Raw genomic sequence first — 17,318 nt, 5'->3', positions numbered from 1 at the left:
CCGCAGCAGGCGGGTTCAGCTTTCCGGGAAGTCCGCGCCCAGCGCGGACAGGACCCCGTACGCCTTGGTCCGGATTTCGTCGTACTCTTCCTGCGGTGAGGAATCCGCGGTGATGGCACCGCCGACGCCGAGGCTCAGTTCAGTGCCGCCGGCACCGTCGGCGCGGATCACCAGGGTCCGGATGGCCACTGCGTTGTCCATCGCCCCGCTCAGGGAGAAATAGCCGATGGCGCCCGAGTAGACCCCGCGCGGCGCCCCTTCCAGACGGTCCAGGATGGCCATGGTGCTGATCTTCGGCGCCCCCGTCATGGAGCCCGCGGGAAAGCATGCGGCGACGGCCTCGGCGCGCGGCAGCCCCGGCCTCAGCTTCGCATCGATGGTGCTGACCATCTGGTGGACCGTGGCATAGCTTTCGATCGCGCAGAGCCTGCTGACAGTGACAGACCCTGCCACGGCGAAGTGGCTGAGGTCGTTGCGGAGCAGGTCCACGATCATGATGTTCTCGGCCCGGTCCTTGGGGGAGGACTCCAGGTCCTCGCGCAGCTGCCGGTCCCGGACCGGTTCCGCCGCCCGCGGGCGGGTGCCCTTGATCGGCTCGGCGCGCATGCCGCCGTCGGCCGCTATCCGCAGGAAACGCTCCGGCGACGTGCTGGCGACGGTGAGGCCGCCGAACCGCAGATAGCTGGCGAACGGTGCAGGGTTTTTCCGGCGCAGCGCCAGGTAGGTGCGCCAGGGATCCAATCCGTCCGCACCGGCCGGCACGGCTGCGCTAACGGCCGTGGTGAGGCACACTTCGTAGGTGTTTCCCTCGGCGATTTCTCGCTGCGCGTCGGCGATCTTGAGCTTGTAGGCCTGCTCGGTGTCACGGCCCGTGAATGCGGGGGCGGGCGCTGTTGCGGGTACGACGGCGGCGCTGGCGCCCGGTTCCGAGGGGCCGGCGGCCGCCGCGACGGCTGAGCGGGCGAATGCCAGCCACTCCGCGGCATCGGGAGCCTCCAGGGCCAGGAGCCACACGCTGCCATCCCGATGGTCCAGGACCATTGCCCGGCCGGCGAAGATCATGGCGGCATCGGGGATTCCGGACGGAACGTCGCTGCCGCCGGTTTCGCGCTTGAGTTCGTAGCCCAGGTAGCCCAGCCAGCCGAGGGTGAATTCGCAGGGGTAGCCCTCCGGCGCGCGGAGGGCGCGGCGGCCCCAGACGGCATCGAGCCAGCGGAAGAACGGTCCGGCGATGGCAACCGTGGCGGTGCCGGTGGTCAGCCGGGTCACGCCGGAACGGTGCCGGACGTCCTGGCCGAAGCTGCCGCCGTCGTCCGCCATGATGCTGAAGCGGCTGCGCTCGGCGGCCGCTCCGTCCGTCCTGAGCGAGGAATCCAGCCACACGGCATTCGGTGAGTCGCCGTAGAGTGCACCGAAGAGCCGGGCGGCGTCGGGAACGCAGTCCAGCCGTTCGGCATGGAGCTGAAGGCCGCGGCGGGCCGAGAGCTCGGGCAGCAGCACGGCCGCAAGGGCGGGAAGGTACTGGAGGGCCCGGAGGACATCATCCGGCGCGGTGCCGTCGGCCAGATTGAGCACCCGGATGTCGGCATGGTCCTGCACCCTGTCCGTTGCCAGCCACTCATCCTCCTGAGCTGCCCACTGGTCCCAGAACGGTTCGTAAGTGCTGCCGTCGCGTGCCAGGGCGCGGGTGCGGCGGTCGACGTCGGAGGACTCCGCCCAGACCACGGCGTCCAGCAGCGGGCGGGCGGATGCCGCAGCGGCGCCCACACCCTCCACGATGACGATCTCTGCCGGAAGTGTTGTGCGCGACTGGCCGTCGTAGTGGTTCTCCCAGTCCCAGCTGACCCATTCGGCAGCTTCGCCGCGGCTCAGCGGGGCCAGCACGGTGGTGACATAACGTTCGATGCCCGCCGCCAGGCCGTTCCAGCCGGGATAGACGTCCTCCAGATGGAACAGCGACACCTTGTGATGCTCCCGCAGCCGCGCGGCAAGCTCGATTGCGAGGGTGGTTTTTCCTGCGCCGGACCGGCCGTCGACGGCAATGATCACGGGTGCAGGGGTCATGAAATAGAGCGTACCTGCTGCCCGGGCTGCTTCTGTTGCTGCACTTCCCGCCGGACATGGTCCACGATTCCGGGAACGGCAGCCTTGATGAGGTCCCAGGTGATGTCGAAGTCGGCATGGCCGCCGTACCAGGGGTCCTCGATTCCCTGGTCCAGGAGGTCCCTGCCGGAGACTGCCGGGTCGAAGCTGCGCAGCATCCGGATCCGTGCCAGCGCCTCGCCGTCGGGGGCCGTCGCCCGGAGCCAGCCGTAATGGTCCACGTCCAGGGCGAGGATCAGGTGACGGTCACGGAACCATTCGGGACGCCACTCCCGCGCCACGTGCGCGTTGGAGGCGAGTTGGTGGGCGGCCAGCTTTCGGGCGGCCCGGGGATCGATGGGGCGGCCGGCCTCATAGGCTGTGGTTCCGGCTGAATCCACCACGACGTCGCCGGCGAGCCCCGCTGCTGCGAAGGCCTTGGCCAGCATCAGCTCGGCCATCGGGGACCGGCAGATATTTCCGGTGCACACCGCGATGATCCGGTATGGGCTCGACATTGAGGACATGGAGCAAGCATGGGGGATGGTGCCCCCTCTTGGCTAGTCACAAGCCGTGCGCATTACGGGCGCGTCAATATTGTGTCGAATCCTGTCATATCCGGTGGACGCGGGCAGCACGCGGGAACAGATTGAGTGGCATCTCAGTTATCAGTACTGAGGAAGAAAAATGAGCACTACATGTACTGCACTGGTCATTCCGGCCCGGTTGGGTGACGCCCTGAAAACCGTGGCTCTTGAGGCGACTACCAACACTCTTCAGCAGTTGGTCGGGGGACACCTGGAATCCGTCAGCCGCGGCGACTGGCATGTCTACCTGAACGCCGAAGGCCATCTCATGAACCTGCCTGCGAACATCCGCGCAGCCCAACTTATCCGCGAGGCCGGCCTCGACCTGTCAGATGCTGCCAGGGGTACGGCTGTGTTCCTTGGCCGGACCGAGCGCGGAGGCGAAGCGGACGTTCCGGAGCACCTGCTGCGGCGGGCCGCGGAAATGTTCGGCTCCCCGCTGGCCGCCTAGGTCGACCGCCTGCTCAGAAGCCGGCCAGGCGCGCGACCAGCGCGTACATCCCCCAGAGGCCGGCGCCCAGGAGGAGGCCGAGGTAGGCGAGCACCAGCCTGGTGTCGCGCAGGTAGCACTTCGACTTTGTCAGACCCTTGCGGCGGGCCTTCCAGTATCCGACGAACCCGATGGCCGCGAACACGGCCAGGGCAACCGGACCGGTCAGCCAGCCCAGCAGGGCGATTGTGGCGAAGATGCAAAGGCGCAGCGGATCGAACGGAACGCCGGCCTGCGGATCCGGGTCGGCGCCCGGCTGGACACCGTGGGCGCCGTGGCGGACGCAGTGGACGCGCATCAGCTGCGACGGCAGGGGGCCGGAGGCGATGCGCCTCGCGTCGGAATCGGAGCTCATCATCATCCTCAGAGTTGGCGCACCGGGAGCAGCTGCACGCCCGTGGCCGTGCTCATCCGTTGTCTGGACAGGGCAGGCCACGCCTGGACGGCGCAGAAGGGGGCGCACTGGTGATCGCCTGCGTCACTCTTGGTTCCGACGTGCACGCAGCATTGGGTGAGCCTCTCCTCGATCATGGTCGAAATGTCCATGAATGGCTTGACCATGATCCGTGTGACGCGTTCGGCCAGGAGCCTGCGCAGCCGTTGCTGCTGACCGGGGAGCTTGCCGGCCGCCAGCGTGGTGAGCGTGCCTATCCCGAGGTCGCACTGAGTGCAGATGTTCTTCCAGAGATCCGCTGTCCGCGGGTGGGAAAGCGACGACTGTTCGCTCAGCAGATCGAGCAGCGAGGACTTCATCAGGCTGCGCAGCTCCAATGGGATTGCTCTGTCTGCGATGCGGTTGGCGAGGCTGTCAGGATTGAGCTCCAGCCAGGCGAGTAGCTGGTCGTGCCCGATGAGGGCGGTCAGCGACCGCCAGACGCCGGAGTCGTCCTTCAGCATGTAGCCGACGGAGGCGCAGTGCGGATGCGAGCAAGGGAGGGCTGTCAGGTCGTGCCACGAGACAACCCCGTTGGTTTGCTCCGCCAGCCTTTCGAGGACGCCCGTGTGGGTGAGCCGGTCCATGGGATCGATTCCGTGTCCGCGGCCGGAACCGAACACCGGCTGGAGTGCGACTCCGCCCACGAACGGGGTTTCCAGGGCGCGCATGACGACGGCGCCCACTTCGCCGTCGTTGACGCCGAGGGTTGCTGTCATCGTCAGGGTCGTGAAGACGCCCGCCTCGGACAGGCGCGAGATCGCCGCATCCTTGAAGCGCGTCAGATCGCCTCCGCGGTGGTGAATCGATGCCTCCTTGGAGGGTCCGTCGTATTGGAGGTACACCTCCACCCGGTCTCGATGCTTCGCCAGGAGGGCGAGCAGCTCGTCGTCGGTCGCCATCAGCATGCCGTTGCTGTTCACCATGATCCGGACGATCGGCCGTGCGACGAGTTCCTCCAGTAGTTCGGCGAGATGAGGGTAGAGCGTGGGCTCGCCGCCGGAGAGCATCAGCACATCAAGGCGCCCGTTCTCGCGGGCAAGCCGTGCATCGACGTTCGCGAGCACCTCGGCGAGCGGCGCCACGCCTTGCAGCTGCGGGCCGGAGGAGGTGAAGCAAGTGGGGCAGCGTAGATTGCAGTGCTCGATAATGTCCTGCAGAAGGATGCACGTGTGCTGCGTCTGCATGGCGGGAAGCCCGTAGGCGTACGCCTCGGGTACCGGGCGGAAGTTGTCCGCCTGGTCGGGGATGTGCTGCTTGGTGGGCGCCTGCCATTTCTCCAGGTAGCGCAGGATTTCGGGCGATTCGTCGTACAGCGTGCGCACCAGTCCGTGGTCGGGGCAGCCGCGTTCGAGCCACACGCGGTCGTCACGGATCAGCAGTGCCCCGGACAGGCGCCGCACCTGGGCAAGCGGGGGATTCGTCTCGTGGCAGCGGGGGCAGAACGCCGTGACATACCGGTGGATGCGGTCGCCGCGCAGCGGCTGGCCAGGTCCAAGCGGCGTCCGGGAAGAGAACGAGGACGGATTCATCTCAGGCCCCTCATCTGCGCGAGGGATCCGACGCAGATCCCACCGCCGAGCAGGGTGAAGACTCCCAGGCCAATAAGAAGCCCCGCGCCGAACCGGGACGTGCGTGGCCGGACCGCCAGCACAACGGCTACCGCCAGATACACGGCGATTGGTACGAACGCTGCGGGCCCAGCGAGAAAGGTCTTGTACCCTTCATCCGGAGCGATACCCGATGTTGTCCCGAAATAGAGGGCATAAAGGGCAGGAGTCCCCAACAGGATTCCGAGCACCATGGAGCCACGCCTGGGTGCAGAGGGCGGCCCCTCTATTTGGGGCGGGGGCGGGTTCCGGGGAACGTCAGGGGTGTCCTCGCTCATGCCACTCTTCCTTTCAACTCCGGGCGGAGCGGTTTCCCGAACACCCGCCAGATCCGCCAGCCCAGCAGGGGGAGAACCGCCAGCAGGAACCACTGGGGGCGGCTCATTCCCAGCCAGATCACCTCATTGCCGCGGACAAACTCCACCCCGAACCTGAACAGCGCGTAGGCGGTCACATAGCAGATGAAAAGGTCGCCGGGGTGTGCGAGGCGGTCTCGAAAACGCCACATGACGGCGAACGCGGCGGCGTGGAACACGATCTCGTAGGCAAAGGACGGATGGAGTCCGGCCCCGGGGGGCCCGCCGATCAGCGCCGCTTGCGCCGGGCTGAGGACTATTCCCCAGGCGCCCCCAGTCGGGGTGCCGGGCAGTTCGGTGAGGAGGCAGCCGATCCGCCCCACGATCAGGGCCAGTGCCACCGACGGTGCGAGCAGGTCACCGGTGGATTCCCGGTAGCCTGTCAGCCGTTTGCCCAGATGGACCCCGAACCATGCGCCGACCAGGCCGGCGAGGATGCTGCGGTCGCCGTTGCCCCACCAGTCCGCCAGGGAGACCTGCCGGGAAATATCCCAGGTGAGCACGCGTGATCCGATGGCCCCGAAGGCGACGGCGAAGCCTGCGATGGGCCACAACCGGGGATCAGTCAGGCCGCGGCGGCGCTTTTCATAGGCGTAAAACAGCAGGGCTGCGAAGATTCCGAGCCCCGTCATAACGCCGTGCACAAGCCCATTTCCCGCGAAGGGAAGCCCGATCATGTGCAGAGTGTAACAGCGGGCGCTCAGGCTGCCTTGACCACGGGAAGCTCGTTCCAGTGCGTGGTGTACCTGGGCGAGAGCATGGTGCGCTGCATGGACCAGTCCGGCCCGCCCCGGATTCCGGCATGGCCGAGGCCCACGGATCCGCGTCCGTAGCGGCGGGTGATGTCCTCCAGCAGGGGGCCGATGCCGCGTTCTTCGTGCGGGTTGGCAAACACCGGCAGGGGTGACTGCTGGCCCGAGGGGCGCAGGTCGGTGACCATGATGCCCGCGCGGACGTATTTGGTCCCTTCCTGGATCCGGGGGAGCAGGGCATGCGCGGCCCTGGTCAACAGCACCGGATCCGCGGTGGGCATGGGCAGGGTGACGCAGACCGAGGGGTAGGACGTGTCCAGCGGGTTGTAGTGGGAGGTGCCGGCGAAGGCCGTGAGGACCTTGGCCTGCAGGCTGTGCTTGGCCAGGCGGGCGCTGGCTTGCTGGCCGTAGACGCTCATGACCTGTCGCAGGTCCGCGGCGGTGGTGATGGGCGTGGAAAACGAGCGGCTGAAGATGAGCTGGTCACGCCCAATGCGCTCTGCTTCCATGGGGATGCACGCGGTGCCCTGCAGTTCCAGGACCGTGCGCATCAGCACCACCGAGAAGCGGTCACGGATCCGGACGGGATCGGCGCGGGCAAGGTCCAGGATGGAATGGATGCCCATGTTGTTCAGGCGTTTTGTCAGCCGGCCAGCCACGCCCCAGAGTTCGATGACGGATACCCGGCCCATCAGCGCTTCGCGGGCCGGGGGCGGCATGGAGTCCCAGTGGCACACGCCGTTGAGGCCGGGGTTGTTCTTCGCCCACTTGTTGGCCAGCTTCGCGAGAGTCTTGGTATTGGCAATTCCCACGCAGACCGGCACCCCGACGTTGCGGCGGACAGCCGTCTTGATGGTTTGTCCCAGACGCAGGAGCTCATCCGGGGTCCCTTTGACTCCCAGGAAGGCTTCATCGATGCTGTAAACCTCCAGCCAGGCCGAGTAGCGCCCTAGAAGCTCCATCACGCGGGCGCTGATATCCCCGTACAGCTCATAGTTGCTGGACTTGGCCACCAGCCCCCATTCCTTGGCCCGGGGCGCGATCTTGAACCACGGCTCGCCGACGGGGATGCCCAGCGCCTTGGCTTCGGGGGACCGGGTGACCGCGCAGCCATCGTTATTCGAGAGGACCACGAGGGGGCGGCCTTCCAGCGAGGGATCGAATGCCCGCTCGGCTGAGGCATAGAAGCAGTTGACGTCCACCAAGGCAATCTGCCGGACCGTGTCCTGCGCCCGCTTCTCAGGCGCCCGCGACTCAGACATGGTGCAGGCACCGCGTGGCCACGCCCCAGATCACCAGGTCCGACAATGCCGGGACCCTGATATCCGGATACCGGGGGTTGTCCGCCTGCAGCACTACTCCGGATGCCGTAACCCTGAGCCGCTTGATGGTCAGTTCACCGTCCAGGACCGCTATGACCACTGATCCGTCCTTGGGGTCCAGGGCACGGTTGACGATCAGCTCGTCGCCGTCGCTGATCCCGGCCCCTTCCATCGAGTCTCCGGACACCCGCACGATATAGGTGCTGGTGATGTCCTTGATGAGGTGTTCATTGAGGTCGATCCGGCCGTCAAAGTAGTCCTGCGCCGGCGACGGATAGCCCGCCGCGACGGGTACCGGGGAGATCAGTACCGACAGCAGGGACGCGCCCGCCTCTATCACGCGGGGACCGATAATTATGCCCACAACACACCTTTATTCGAATATATGTTCGATAATTCAGTTTAGACCCAGGCTCCGACATTGGATATTCCCTGCGAAATTTCCTGGCGTCTTCGCGTCGGCGGGTCACCGCGCAGCGCGCGTGAGCGAACCAGGGCCGTCTCCCGTCCCCGGTGAACGAGTTCTCCGTTCGCGCCCAAGGAAAGACCCCCGCCCGGAACTGCCCGGCGGGGGTCTTGTGCGGTGGATCCGCTGCGGCCTCGGCCGGGCCGTTGGATTAGCGGGTCGAAGCGGTCTGCAGCGACTGTTCCTTAGCTGCCCACGCGGCGTAGCTGCCGTCGAGTTCGACGACGTCGTACCCGGCCCGGCGCAGCGCGCTGGCGGCTACGGAGTTCCGCACACCCGACTGGCAGTAGGACACGATGGTGCCGGCGGCGGGCAGTTCATCCAGGTGCCACATGACGCGGCCGCCGCTGAGCTGGTGCGAGCCCGGAACATGCCCGGCCTTGTGCTCGGTCTTGTTGCGGACATCCAGGACCATGGCGGCGTCGAAGCCCTCGAGTTCCTCGGGCTGGATCAGCTTCGGTGTGAAGGTGGGCAGCCCGTCGATGCCGGTCAGGTAGCCCGCCACGTTGTCGATGCCCACGCGTACCAGGTGGTCCCACATGCCCTGGGCCTGCTCCTGGTCCTTGGCCAGGAGCACCAGCGGGTTCTGATCCGTCTCGGGGTTCACCACCCAGGCGCCGTAGCTGGCAACGGATTTGCCGGCCGGAACGTTCAGGGACCGGACCACGGTGCCCTGGTGGACGTCGCCGTTGGGACGGGTGTCGATGAAGGTCAGGGTGTCTTCTGCCAGGCTCCTTGCGACGTCGGCCGCGTCCAGTTCCTGCAGCGGCGCACGTTCGCCCATGATGGCGGGGCCTTCGCGGTTTTCGCGCTTCATGCGGCCGAAGTAGGCGTGCGCGTCCGGCTGGCCGTCGAGCAGTTCGTCGATGAACCCCTGCTCGTCGTTGGCGGCCAGGTACGGGCCCCACCAGGCGTACAGCCGCTCGTAGCCCACCGTGGATGACGGGATGGCGCCGAGGGCCTTGCCGCAGGCGCTGCCGGCGCCGTGTCCCGGATAGACCTGGACGAAGTCGGGCAAGGGCAGGAACTTGTCACGCAGGCTGGCGAACAGCTGCTTGGCACCCAGGAAGCGGGTATCCACGCCGCCGGCGGCTTCGTCCAGGAGGTCAGGGCGGCCCAGGTCGCCGGAGAAGACAAAGTCGCCCGAGAGCAGGTACCCGGCCTCGCTGCTGAATGCGCCGTCCGTAATCAGGAAGGACAGGTGCTCCGGAGTGTGCCCCGGAGTGTGGAGCGCCTGAACGGTGATGTTACCGATGGTGATCTTGCTGCCGTCGAACAGGCGCTCGCCGTCGAAACCGTACTGCCAGTCGGGGCCGCCCTCTCCGGAGACATAGATCTTTGCCCCGGTGGCGGCCGCGAGTTCACGGGTGCCTGAGAGGTAGTCGGCGTGGATGTGGGTCTCGGTAACGGCCACGATCTTCATGCCGTTGGCTGCTGCGAGGGAGCGGTAGGTGTCGATGTCACGGCGGGCGTCGACAACAACTGCCTCACCCTTCCGCTGGCAGCCAATGAAGTAGCTGGCCTGGGCGAGGTCTTCATCGTAGATGCGTTCGAGAAGCATGGGTTCTCCTTCGTAAAAGCTTGCGGGGTTCCGGGGTGGCTCCCCGTTGGTCTAGTTAAAATCATAATACCCCAGGGGGTATACAGCAAATGGCGCGGCGCTGTGGTTTTGAAGCCGTCAGCCGGTGCTTCGGCCGCGCCAATTCGCAAGTTTCTCCAGTGCAGATCTCCAGCGTCCGGACGGAAGTTCGTCTGGCGCCGGCGGTGCATAGCTCACCGGATGGCCTTCCCGGTACCACTCCGTAATGCCGCCCGCGATGTTGACCGCGTCGTGGCCCTGGGCAGTGAGGAGCGCAGTGGCCTTGCTGCTGCGCTTGCCTGACCCACACAGGACGTAGAGCGTGCTGTTTGGCAGGTCCTGCTGCCGGAAGGGCAGTTCATCGAGGGGGATGTTCAAGCTGCCCGGGATATGGGCGACGGCATATTCATCCTGGCGCCGCACGTCCACCACCACCGTGCGGGGCCAGATTGCCGCCAGGTCGCCGGGCGTAATACTGCGCATCGGCTTCTGTGGATATGCGTCAGGACTGATGCTGCGCTGCCTGCTCGCGCAGTGTTGCCATATCGAGGTTTTTGACGCCCTGGATGACCTGCTCCAGCCCTGCCGCGTTGAGGGCGCCTGGCTGGGAGAAGACGAGGGTCTTGTCCCGGAATGCCATCAGCGTGGGGATGGACGTGATGCCGGCAGCGGCAGCCAATGCCTGTTCGGCTTCCGTGTCCACCTTGGCGAAAACGACGTCCGGGTGCTTCTGGGAGGCTGCGTCGTACGTGGGGGCGAACATGCGGCAGGGGCCGCACCAGCCGGCCCAGAAGTCGATGAAGACAATGTCGTTATCTTCAAGGGTCCGGGCAAGCGATTCTTCCGTGATGTCGATGGTTGCCATGGCTGAATTCCTTAAGTATGGCTGGAGGGGGTGGATAGCTGCGGTTGCGGCAGGCGTGTCAGGCGGCGGGGAGTCCTGCGCGGCTCCATGCGATCATGCCGCCGGTCATAGTGTCGGCGCTGAATCCGGCGCCACTGAGCGCATCTGCCACGCGGGCGCTTCGATTGCCGCTGCGGCAGACGACGATGACGTGTACGCCGGGGTCCAGCTCGGAGAGGCGGGCCTGCAGCTGCCCCATCGGGATGTGCAGGGCGCCGGGGATCATGCCTTCGGCGACTTCGAAGTCTTCGCGGACATCGAGGACTTGTGAGCTGGCGCGCCGTTGCTCAACTTCGGTGACGGTTATTTCTGCCATGACGGGTTCCTTTCGGGAGTGTGGGGTGGATGTTTAGCGGACCGGTTCGCCGGCTTGGCGCCAGGCCCCGATGCCGCCGCGGAGCGAATATGCCTCGTAGCCCTGGCTGGCCAGCAGCCGCGCGGCCGAGGCTGAGCGGACTCCCGATTGGCACATGGCGACGACGGGACGGCCCTTTTGCAGGCCCGTTACGCCGGCCTGCAGCTTGTCCAGGGGCAGGTGCTTGGCCTGGGGTGCGTGGCCGCTTCGCCATTCCTGCGCGGAACGGACGTCGATCAGCACCGCCCGCGATACCAGGAGCTCCTTGGCCTCGGCCACCGAGACGGTTTTGTACGGTTTGCTGAAAGCCTTCTTCAGCGAGTCGATAAGGCTCATGGGGTTCTCCTTCGTGGGACTTTTGGTGGTGTGGGACGGGCGGGTGCCGGTCAGGCTGTGACGGTGCTCGCCGTGACCCAGGCGGCGACGGCGAAGATCAGAACGGCGAATGAGACGCGGACGTGCCTGTCCTTGAGCAGGCGGGCCAGGCGGGCCGCGGCGAGCGAGCCGAGGATGGCCGGCACCGTGAAGGCCAGGACCGTGGACCACTCGATGGTGAAACCGGCGGCGTGAGCTCCGAAGCCTGCGGCGGAGTTGATGACGATGATGGCCAGGGAGGAGGCGACGGCCTGCTTCATGCGCAGCCCCAGGAAGAGCGTGAGTGCCGGTGTGATGAGGAATCCGCCGCCAACTCCCAACAAGCCGGTCAGGAAGCCGACCAGCAGCCCGACTCCAACGGCCTTGGGGGCGCAGGATCGGAAGGCCCTCGCGGGGCCCGTGCTACAAGAACCCTCCAGTTCTTTGGTGCGCATCAGCATACGGACGCCGGCAACCACCATGATGCCTGCGAATGCCAGCATCAGTACGTTCGGATCCAGCAGCCGGCCTACGGCCGCCCCTCCCCAGGCGGCCGGGATGCCGGCAGCCCCGACCAGCAGGACAACCGGCCAGTTGATGCCTTCGCGGAGCCGGGGCAGGAGTGCTGCCAGTGACGAGAGGCCTACCACCACCAGGGAAGTGGGGATGGCCTCCGCGGGGCTTAGGCCCACCCCGTACACCAGGGCAGGGACGGCGATGATCGAGCCGCCGCCCCCGACTACGCCGAGCACGACCCCGACGAGTAGCCCCAGGGCCAAAGCTGAAATCATGCCGCCTGCGCCCGGTCCTGATCGGTCTGCAACGCTGCCGTGGGCAGCTGCAGGATGGCGGATTCGCGGGTGGGTTCCTTTGCCGCCTTGTTCCACGGCATCGCCGAGAGTGCCTGGCCCATGGCGCAGGTGTTGGTCGCGGCGGAGAATGTCAGGCCAGTGCCGATGGCTCCTGCGAGCAGGCGGATTTTGGGTGAAACGAATTTGCCGCCGGCCAGGCCCAGCACCACCAGGGAGCCGGCTGCCAGGCGGACCTGGCGTTCCAGGTCCCAGCGGGCCTTGCCGCGGACAACGTTTCCGCCGGCTGCTGCGAAGCCCGGCACGCCGCCGGTCAGGACATAAGCGGTACCGATGCCTGCACCGCCGAGGCGCTGCCGTGCCTGCTCGGCCCGTGCGCCGGACTGGCAGACAAGCACAACGCGGCTTCCCAGCCGGGTGGCCAGTTCGTCGGTGTGCTCGGAAAGCAGGGGGAGCGGGACGTTGTACGACCCCCGGATGTGCAGGGATTCGAATTCTGCGGCCGATCGTACGTCGATCACCACAAGGTCCTTGTGTTCTTGAAACCAGGTCTGCAGCGTTTCCGGATCCAGGGCAGTGACTGCGGGGGCCGCAAGTGAAGCGGAGGAGGATGCCGAAGCGGAGGGGCGTGTCATGGATGTCCTTTCAAGACGGATCAGACAGAAGCTGAATACCCCACCGAGTATTGCAGATACCCCTAGGGGTAGCCAAAACACCCCGGGGGGTATACGCTGGAAGCATCCAACCCTTACCCGGAGGCACCATGGAACTCGATTCAACCGACCTCGCCCCGGTCATCAACCGGCTCAAGAGGGCCCAGGGGCAGCTTGCCGCAGTAACCCGGATGCTCGAAGAAGGCCGCGAGTGCAAAGACGTCGTGACCCAACTGGCCGCGGTGTCGAAGGCACTGGACCGCGCGGGATTCGCCATCATTGCCAACGGGCTGGAGCAATGCCTTGTCCGCAAGGATGCGAGCATGGACACGAAAGACCTGGAAAAGCTCTTCCTGTCCCTTGCCTGAGCCGCACCCAAGCCGCAAAACCACCGACAAGAACACCCAACCGTTCCGGCCCACCGGCCACAGCCAAGGAGACAATATGAGCTATACCCACACCGCGACCGTCCCGCTGTCCTGGAGCGACGCCGTCGAACAAACGCGGGAGGCGCTCGCCGGACAGGGGTTCGGCATCCTTTCGGAGATCAACGTCCGCGCGACCTTTGAGGCCAAACTTGGCGCCGAGGCCGCTGACGCCCTGGGCGACTACGTCATCCTGGGCGCGTGCAACCCTGCCCTGGCCAGCCGCGCGCTTGCCGCCGAACCGGACCTCGGTGCACTGCTGCCCTGCAACGTCGTGGTGCGCCGCGGCCGCGACGCGGACATGACAACCATCCAGGCCATTGATCCGCAGACCATGGTGCAGCTGAGCGGCAGTCCCGCCGTTGCGGAAGTGGCCAACGACGCCGACACGCGGCTGCGCGCCGCGCTGGAAGTGCTGTCCTCGGTAAAGAGCCCTGGCTGAGCAGTTCCCGGCACGGTCTCTGGTTATTTTCGTCACGGTTTCTGCGTCCTGCCGGAATCCTGGTTTGGCTGGCCCCATACTGAGATTGACGCGGTAAAGTCCGGCGCCAAACCAGTCAGGAGGAAGAGCATTGAACACTGTGATGACCGTAGTGACGAACGAGTATTTCCCTGCTGCAGCGGTGCTCTCCGGAGTCGTTCTTTTTTGGACGGTTGCCTTCCTGGGCGGACTGTCCCTCCTCAGCACCAGCCAGCCGCCCATTGCAACACTCACATGGCTGCTCTTCGTCTACACCGCAGCAGTCCTCTCGCCCTTGGCGGGACTCCTGGCCATGGCGGACCTCGTCCGCCGCTGGTGGCGCAACCGCTCCGCACGCGCCGCAGGCCGCGTGGCCGGAACTACGTCTGCATAGCGCAACCGGGGGAAAACGGGTAGCGTCCACTCGCACGCAGCGGGGCGGAATCTCCTAAAATTGTTATGGGGCCGGCGGCGAAAAGCCCGCTGAGACCCGGGCTGTCCCCAGTCGCCGTCGGCCCTTCCGATCGGCGTGTTTACGCTGTGGGGCGGGATGCCCGGCGCCCGTTCCGTGCGTCACCGGATGCCTGCCCTGCCCTCTAGGCAGACCACGCTTACGGAAACCAAGGAACGTACCCATGACGCCCGGAAACACCTCCCCGAAACATCAGCCCGGCACTAGGGGTGCCATAACCCTGGGGCTGCGGCAGAATCTTGCCCAGTTCATGATCCTGGTGGCCGTCAATGCCCTGGTTGGCGGCACGCTGGGCCAGGAGAGGACCGTCCTGCCCCTCTTGGCCGGTGAGGTCTTCAAGCTGGACCTGTACACCAGCGCCTTGACGTACATCCTGGCGTTCGGGGTGGCCAAGGCGGCCACCAACTACTTCGCCGGAACCCTGTCGGACCGTTACGGGCGCAAGCCGGTCCTGGTGGCGGGGTGGCTGGTCGCGCTGCCCGTCCCGCTGATGCTGATCTTCGGGCCGTCATGGGGGTGGATCGTCGCGGCCAACATCGTCCTCGGCATCAGCCAGGGGCTGACCTGGTCCACGACGGTCATGATGAAGATGGACCTCGTGGGTCCTTCACGCCGGGGCCTGGCCATGGGCCTCAACGAGGCCGCCGGCTACCTCGGCGTCGCCGGGACCGCACTGGCCACCGGCTACATCGCCTCCACTTACGGGTTGCGCCCCGGCCCGTTCCTGCTGGGTGCTGCCTTCATCGCCGTCGGCCTGGGCCTTTCCGTGCTCACCGTGCGGGAAACGCACCACCACGCCAGGGCTGAGGCCGCCAGCCACGTTGCGGTCCACGAGGGGGCGCACGGGCAGCTGAGCAACCGCGAGGTGTTCACCCTGACGAGCTTCCGTGACAAATCGCTGTCCGCTGTCAGCCAGGCGGGCATGGTGAACAACCTCAACGACGGCCTGGCCTGGGGCCTTTTTCCGGTCCTCTTTGCGGCCGCCGGATTGACAATTGAACGCATCGGCATCCTCGCGGCGGTGTATCCGGCCGTGTGGGGAGCCGGCCAGCTGGTGACCGGGGTGCTGTCGGACCGGATCGGGCGCAAGCCCCTGATCGTGGGAGGCATGCTGGTGCAGGCCGTCGCGCTCGGCATGGTCGCCTTTGGCGCCGCCTTTGAGATCTGGCTGGCCGCGGCAGTCCTGCTGGGGGCAGGCACGGCCATGGTCTACCCGACGCTGCTGGCCGCCATCGGCGACGTTGCCCACCCCGAATGGCGGGCCAGGTCGGTGGGGATCTACCGGCTGTGGCGCGACGGCGGCTTTGCGGTCGGCGCCCTGCTGTCCGGAATCATTGCAGACGCCTACGGCATTCCTGCGGCAGTCGCCGTCGTTGCCGTCCTGACCGGAGTGTCCGGTGTTGTGGTGGCTGTCCGGATGCGCGGCGCCGATCACAAGCCCTCCTTCCGCTAGGCGGTTGCATCGAGGCTCGGCTCAGCTAGTCTATATGTGCACATTAGTGCACATATGCACTTGAGGAGTCTGGTGTTCGCGGTCCTTCGCAACGGAGTCTATGCCCGGTTGTTCTGTGCCCAGATCGTGGCTTTGGCGGGGACGGGTCTGCTGACCATCGCCCTGGGGCTGCTGGCGTATGACCTCGCGGGCAGGAACTCCGGGGCCGTCCTTGGCACAGCGCTGACCATCAAGATGTTGGCCTATGTGGGGCTGGCCCCGGTGATCACCGCGCTGGTGGCGCGCCTGCCCAGGAAGCCCGTTCTGATCGGAGCTGACCTCGTGCGGGCGGCCATGGCCCTATGCCTGCCGTTCATCACGGAAACGTGGCAGATCTACGTGGTGATCTTCCTGCTTCAGTCCGCGTCCGCAACGTTTACCCCGGCGTTCCAGTCGCTGATACCGCTGATCCTGAAGGATCCCAGGGACTACACGTACGCCCTTTCGCTGTCCCGGCTCGCCTACGACATGGAAGCACTCGTCAGCCCGGCCGCCGCCGCGCTGCTGCTGACGGTAATGAGCTACAACAGGCTGTTCATCGGTACGGTTGCAGGCTTCCTGGCTTCGGCGATCCTCGTCGCCATGACGGCCATTCCCCGGTCCGCCGCGCCCGGAGGTCCTCAGCCTTCCCTCTGGCACCGGACCACGCTGGGAACGCGGATCTTTTGGCACAACCGGCGGCTGAGGTCGCTTCTCGCGCTGAACCTGGCGGTGTCCGCGCCGAATGCCCTGGTGCTGGTCAATACGGTGGTCTACGTCCGCGACAGCCTGCACCGTCCCGGATCCGATCTCGCCGTAGCCCTGGCCTGCTTCGGTGCCGGCTCCATGGCCGTCGCCCTGGCTGCCCCGCGGCTCCTTGACCGCTTTGGAGACCGTGCTGTCATGATGACCGGAGCCGCCCTGATCCCGCCGGCGCTCGCCGGTGCCGCCGCGATGATGTTCCTGGCGACTGCGGAGACGGGGTGGTGGCCGTTGCTGGCGCTGTGGCTCCTGCTGGGGGCTGCCACTTCAGCCGTCCTTACACCGTCCTCCCGGTTGCTTCGGGAGGCCTCCACCGAGGGTACCCTTCCCTACGTTTTCACGGCCCAGTTCTCGCTCTCCCATGCCTGCTACATCCTGAGCTACCCGCTGGCAGGCTGGATTGGTGCCGCCGCGGGCCTGGGCTGGGCTGCAGCAGCGCTGACGATCCTTGCGATACTTGGCAGTGCAGGAGGCTTCCTGTTCTGGCCCGGAAAGACCCCTTTAGGACCAGGCCCAGCTTTAGGATCAGACCCAGCCGCCATCAAGGAGCACAGTTGAGCAGCCAGCCGAGCAGTCCGTTCAACGCCGGAACTGAGGAGCCCTCGCTCGTCCATCCGGTCACACCTGGCGCGGAGTTGCTTGAAAATGCCGCCGCCACGCTGCGGATGCTGGCCGAGCCGACCCGCCTGCATCTGCTGTGGCAGCTTTCGCAGGGCCCCAAGAGTGTCACTGAACTCACTGAGGCGGCAGCCGTACCGCGGACCGTAGTCAGCCAGCACCTGGCCAAGCTCAGGCTCAGCGGAATGGTGGACGGGAGGAAGAACGGCCGGCAGGTCATTTACTCGCTGCACGACGGCCACCTCGTCCGGCTGATCCGGGAAACCATCAACCACGCGGACCATCGGACCACGGGAGAACCGTTCCACGACTGACCCGGCTGCGGTATTCTGGCTTCGGGTTATGCAGGCAGCCTCCG

22 protein-coding genes are annotated in these 17,318 nt (G+C 66.3%); 7 read left to right on the top strand and 15 right to left on the bottom strand.

Annotation, left to right across the window (positions count from 1 at the left end):
* Positions 1-15 precede the first annotated feature (15 nt).
* Positions 16-2,064, bottom strand: coding sequence for an aminodeoxychorismate synthase component I (gene pabB, locus ARTH_RS19490; protein WP_011693673.1), 2,049 nt, complete (start codon positions 2,062-2,064; stop codon positions 16-18).
* A complete protein-coding gene (locus ARTH_RS19485; RefSeq protein WP_011693672.1) occupies positions 2,061-2,609 on the bottom strand; it encodes a low molecular weight protein-tyrosine-phosphatase in 549 nt (182 codons plus the stop codon). The genes pabB and ARTH_RS19485 overlap by 4 nt, the downstream gene beginning before the upstream one ends.
* Before the next feature lie 160 nt (positions 2,610-2,769).
* On the opposite strand from ARTH_RS19485, the gene ARTH_RS19480 reads away from it, so the two are divergent.
* Positions 2,770-3,120, top strand: coding sequence for a DUF3846 domain-containing protein (locus tag ARTH_RS19480; RefSeq protein WP_011693671.1), 351 nt, complete (start codon positions 2,770-2,772; stop codon positions 3,118-3,120).
* Between the two features lie 13 nt (positions 3,121-3,133).
* Here the strand turns inward: ARTH_RS19480 and ARTH_RS23995 are convergent, their stop codons facing one another.
* From ARTH_RS23995 to ARTH_RS19415, 13 genes are all read right to left on the bottom strand, one after another.
* Positions 3,134-3,514, bottom strand: a complete 381-nt coding sequence (locus ARTH_RS23995; RefSeq protein WP_011693670.1) for a hypothetical protein — start codon at positions 3,512-3,514, stop codon at positions 3,134-3,136.
* Between the two features lie 8 nt (positions 3,515-3,522).
* Positions 3,523-5,124, bottom strand: a complete 1,602-nt coding sequence (locus tag ARTH_RS19470; protein ID WP_011693669.1) for a radical SAM protein — start codon at positions 5,122-5,124, stop codon at positions 3,523-3,525.
* The gene (locus ARTH_RS19465; RefSeq protein WP_011693668.1) at positions 5,121-5,480 is read right to left on the bottom strand and encodes a hypothetical protein; all 360 of its coding nucleotides are present in this window, start codon (positions 5,478-5,480) and stop codon (positions 5,121-5,123) included. Before ARTH_RS19465 ends, ARTH_RS19470 begins: the two co-directional genes overlap by 4 nt.
* Positions 5,477-6,235 (bottom strand): prolipoprotein diacylglyceryl transferase, encoded by a 759-nt coding sequence (locus ARTH_RS19460; protein WP_011693667.1) that lies wholly within the window; start codon positions 6,233-6,235, stop codon positions 5,477-5,479. Before ARTH_RS19460 ends, ARTH_RS19465 begins: the two co-directional genes overlap by 4 nt.
* Before the next feature lie 23 nt (positions 6,236-6,258).
* Entirely contained in the window at positions 6,259-7,572 is a 1,314-nt protein-coding gene (locus tag ARTH_RS19455; RefSeq protein WP_011693666.1) for a Y-family DNA polymerase, read from the bottom strand.
* Positions 7,565-7,996 carry a LexA family protein gene (locus tag ARTH_RS19450; protein ID WP_011693665.1) on the bottom strand — a complete coding sequence of 144 codons (432 nt, stop codon included), beginning with the start codon at positions 7,994-7,996 and terminating at the stop codon, positions 7,565-7,567. Before ARTH_RS19450 ends, ARTH_RS19455 begins: the two co-directional genes overlap by 8 nt.
* Before the next feature lie 253 nt (positions 7,997-8,249).
* Positions 8,250-9,659, bottom strand: coding sequence for an MBL fold metallo-hydrolase (locus ARTH_RS19445; protein ID WP_011693664.1), 1,410 nt, complete (start codon positions 9,657-9,659; stop codon positions 8,250-8,252).
* A 117-nt stretch (positions 9,660-9,776) separates the two neighbouring features.
* Positions 9,777-10,160 carry a rhodanese-like domain-containing protein gene (locus ARTH_RS19440; protein ID WP_011693663.1) on the bottom strand — a complete coding sequence of 128 codons (384 nt, stop codon included), beginning with the start codon at positions 10,158-10,160 and terminating at the stop codon, positions 9,777-9,779.
* 19 nt (positions 10,161-10,179) lie between these two features.
* Positions 10,180-10,542, bottom strand: coding sequence for a thioredoxin family protein (locus ARTH_RS19435; protein WP_011693662.1), 363 nt, complete (start codon positions 10,540-10,542; stop codon positions 10,180-10,182).
* A gap of 58 nt (positions 10,543-10,600) precedes the next feature.
* Complete coding sequence (locus ARTH_RS19430; RefSeq protein WP_011693661.1) at positions 10,601-10,897, bottom strand: rhodanese-like domain-containing protein; 297 nt, start codon at positions 10,895-10,897, stop codon at positions 10,601-10,603.
* A 33-nt stretch (positions 10,898-10,930) separates the two neighbouring features.
* On the bottom strand, positions 10,931-11,272 hold the full coding sequence (locus tag ARTH_RS19425) for a rhodanese-like domain-containing protein (RefSeq protein WP_011693660.1): 342 nt from the start codon (positions 11,270-11,272) through the stop codon (positions 10,931-10,933).
* Between the two features lie 50 nt (positions 11,273-11,322).
* A complete protein-coding gene (locus ARTH_RS19420) occupies positions 11,323-12,081 on the bottom strand; it encodes a sulfite exporter TauE/SafE family protein (protein ID WP_011693659.1) in 759 nt (252 codons plus the stop codon).
* The gene (locus ARTH_RS19415) at positions 12,078-12,734 is read right to left on the bottom strand and encodes a rhodanese-like domain-containing protein (RefSeq protein WP_011693658.1); all 657 of its coding nucleotides are present in this window, start codon (positions 12,732-12,734) and stop codon (positions 12,078-12,080) included. The genes ARTH_RS19420 and ARTH_RS19415 overlap by 4 nt, the downstream gene beginning before the upstream one ends.
* 128 nt (positions 12,735-12,862) lie before the next feature.
* On the opposite strand from ARTH_RS19415, the gene ARTH_RS19410 reads away from it, so the two are divergent.
* From ARTH_RS19410 to ARTH_RS19385, 6 genes are all read left to right on the top strand, one after another.
* A complete protein-coding gene (locus ARTH_RS19410) occupies positions 12,863-13,120 on the top strand; it encodes a metal-sensitive transcriptional regulator (RefSeq protein WP_011693657.1) in 258 nt (85 codons plus the stop codon).
* Between the two features lie 76 nt (positions 13,121-13,196).
* Positions 13,197-13,619: a DUF302 domain-containing protein gene (locus tag ARTH_RS19405; RefSeq protein ID WP_011693656.1), complete on the top strand. Its 423-nt coding sequence runs from the start codon at positions 13,197-13,199 to the stop codon at positions 13,617-13,619.
* A gap of 139 nt (positions 13,620-13,758) precedes the next feature.
* Positions 13,759-14,031, top strand: a complete 273-nt coding sequence (locus tag ARTH_RS19400; RefSeq protein ID WP_232223672.1) for a hypothetical protein — start codon at positions 13,759-13,761, stop codon at positions 14,029-14,031.
* Between the two features lie 241 nt (positions 14,032-14,272).
* Entirely contained in the window at positions 14,273-15,562 is a 1,290-nt protein-coding gene (locus tag ARTH_RS19395) for an MFS transporter (protein ID WP_011693654.1), read from the top strand.
* A 72-nt stretch (positions 15,563-15,634) separates the two neighbouring features.
* Entirely contained in the window at positions 15,635-16,900 is a 1,266-nt protein-coding gene (locus ARTH_RS19390; RefSeq protein WP_011693653.1) for an MFS transporter, read from the top strand.
* Positions 16,897-17,274, top strand: coding sequence for an ArsR/SmtB family transcription factor (locus ARTH_RS19385; protein WP_011693652.1), 378 nt, complete (start codon positions 16,897-16,899; stop codon positions 17,272-17,274). The genes ARTH_RS19390 and ARTH_RS19385 overlap by 4 nt, the downstream gene beginning before the upstream one ends.
* Positions 17,275-17,318: the final 44 nt, after the last annotated feature.

Source organism: Arthrobacter sp. FB24 (assembly GCF_000196235.1).
Classification (GTDB): domain Bacteria; phylum Actinomycetota; class Actinomycetes; order Actinomycetales; family Micrococcaceae; genus Arthrobacter.
The sequence above is the reverse complement of the archived record's forward strand: the minus strand, read 5'-3'. Positions and strand labels throughout refer to the sequence as shown.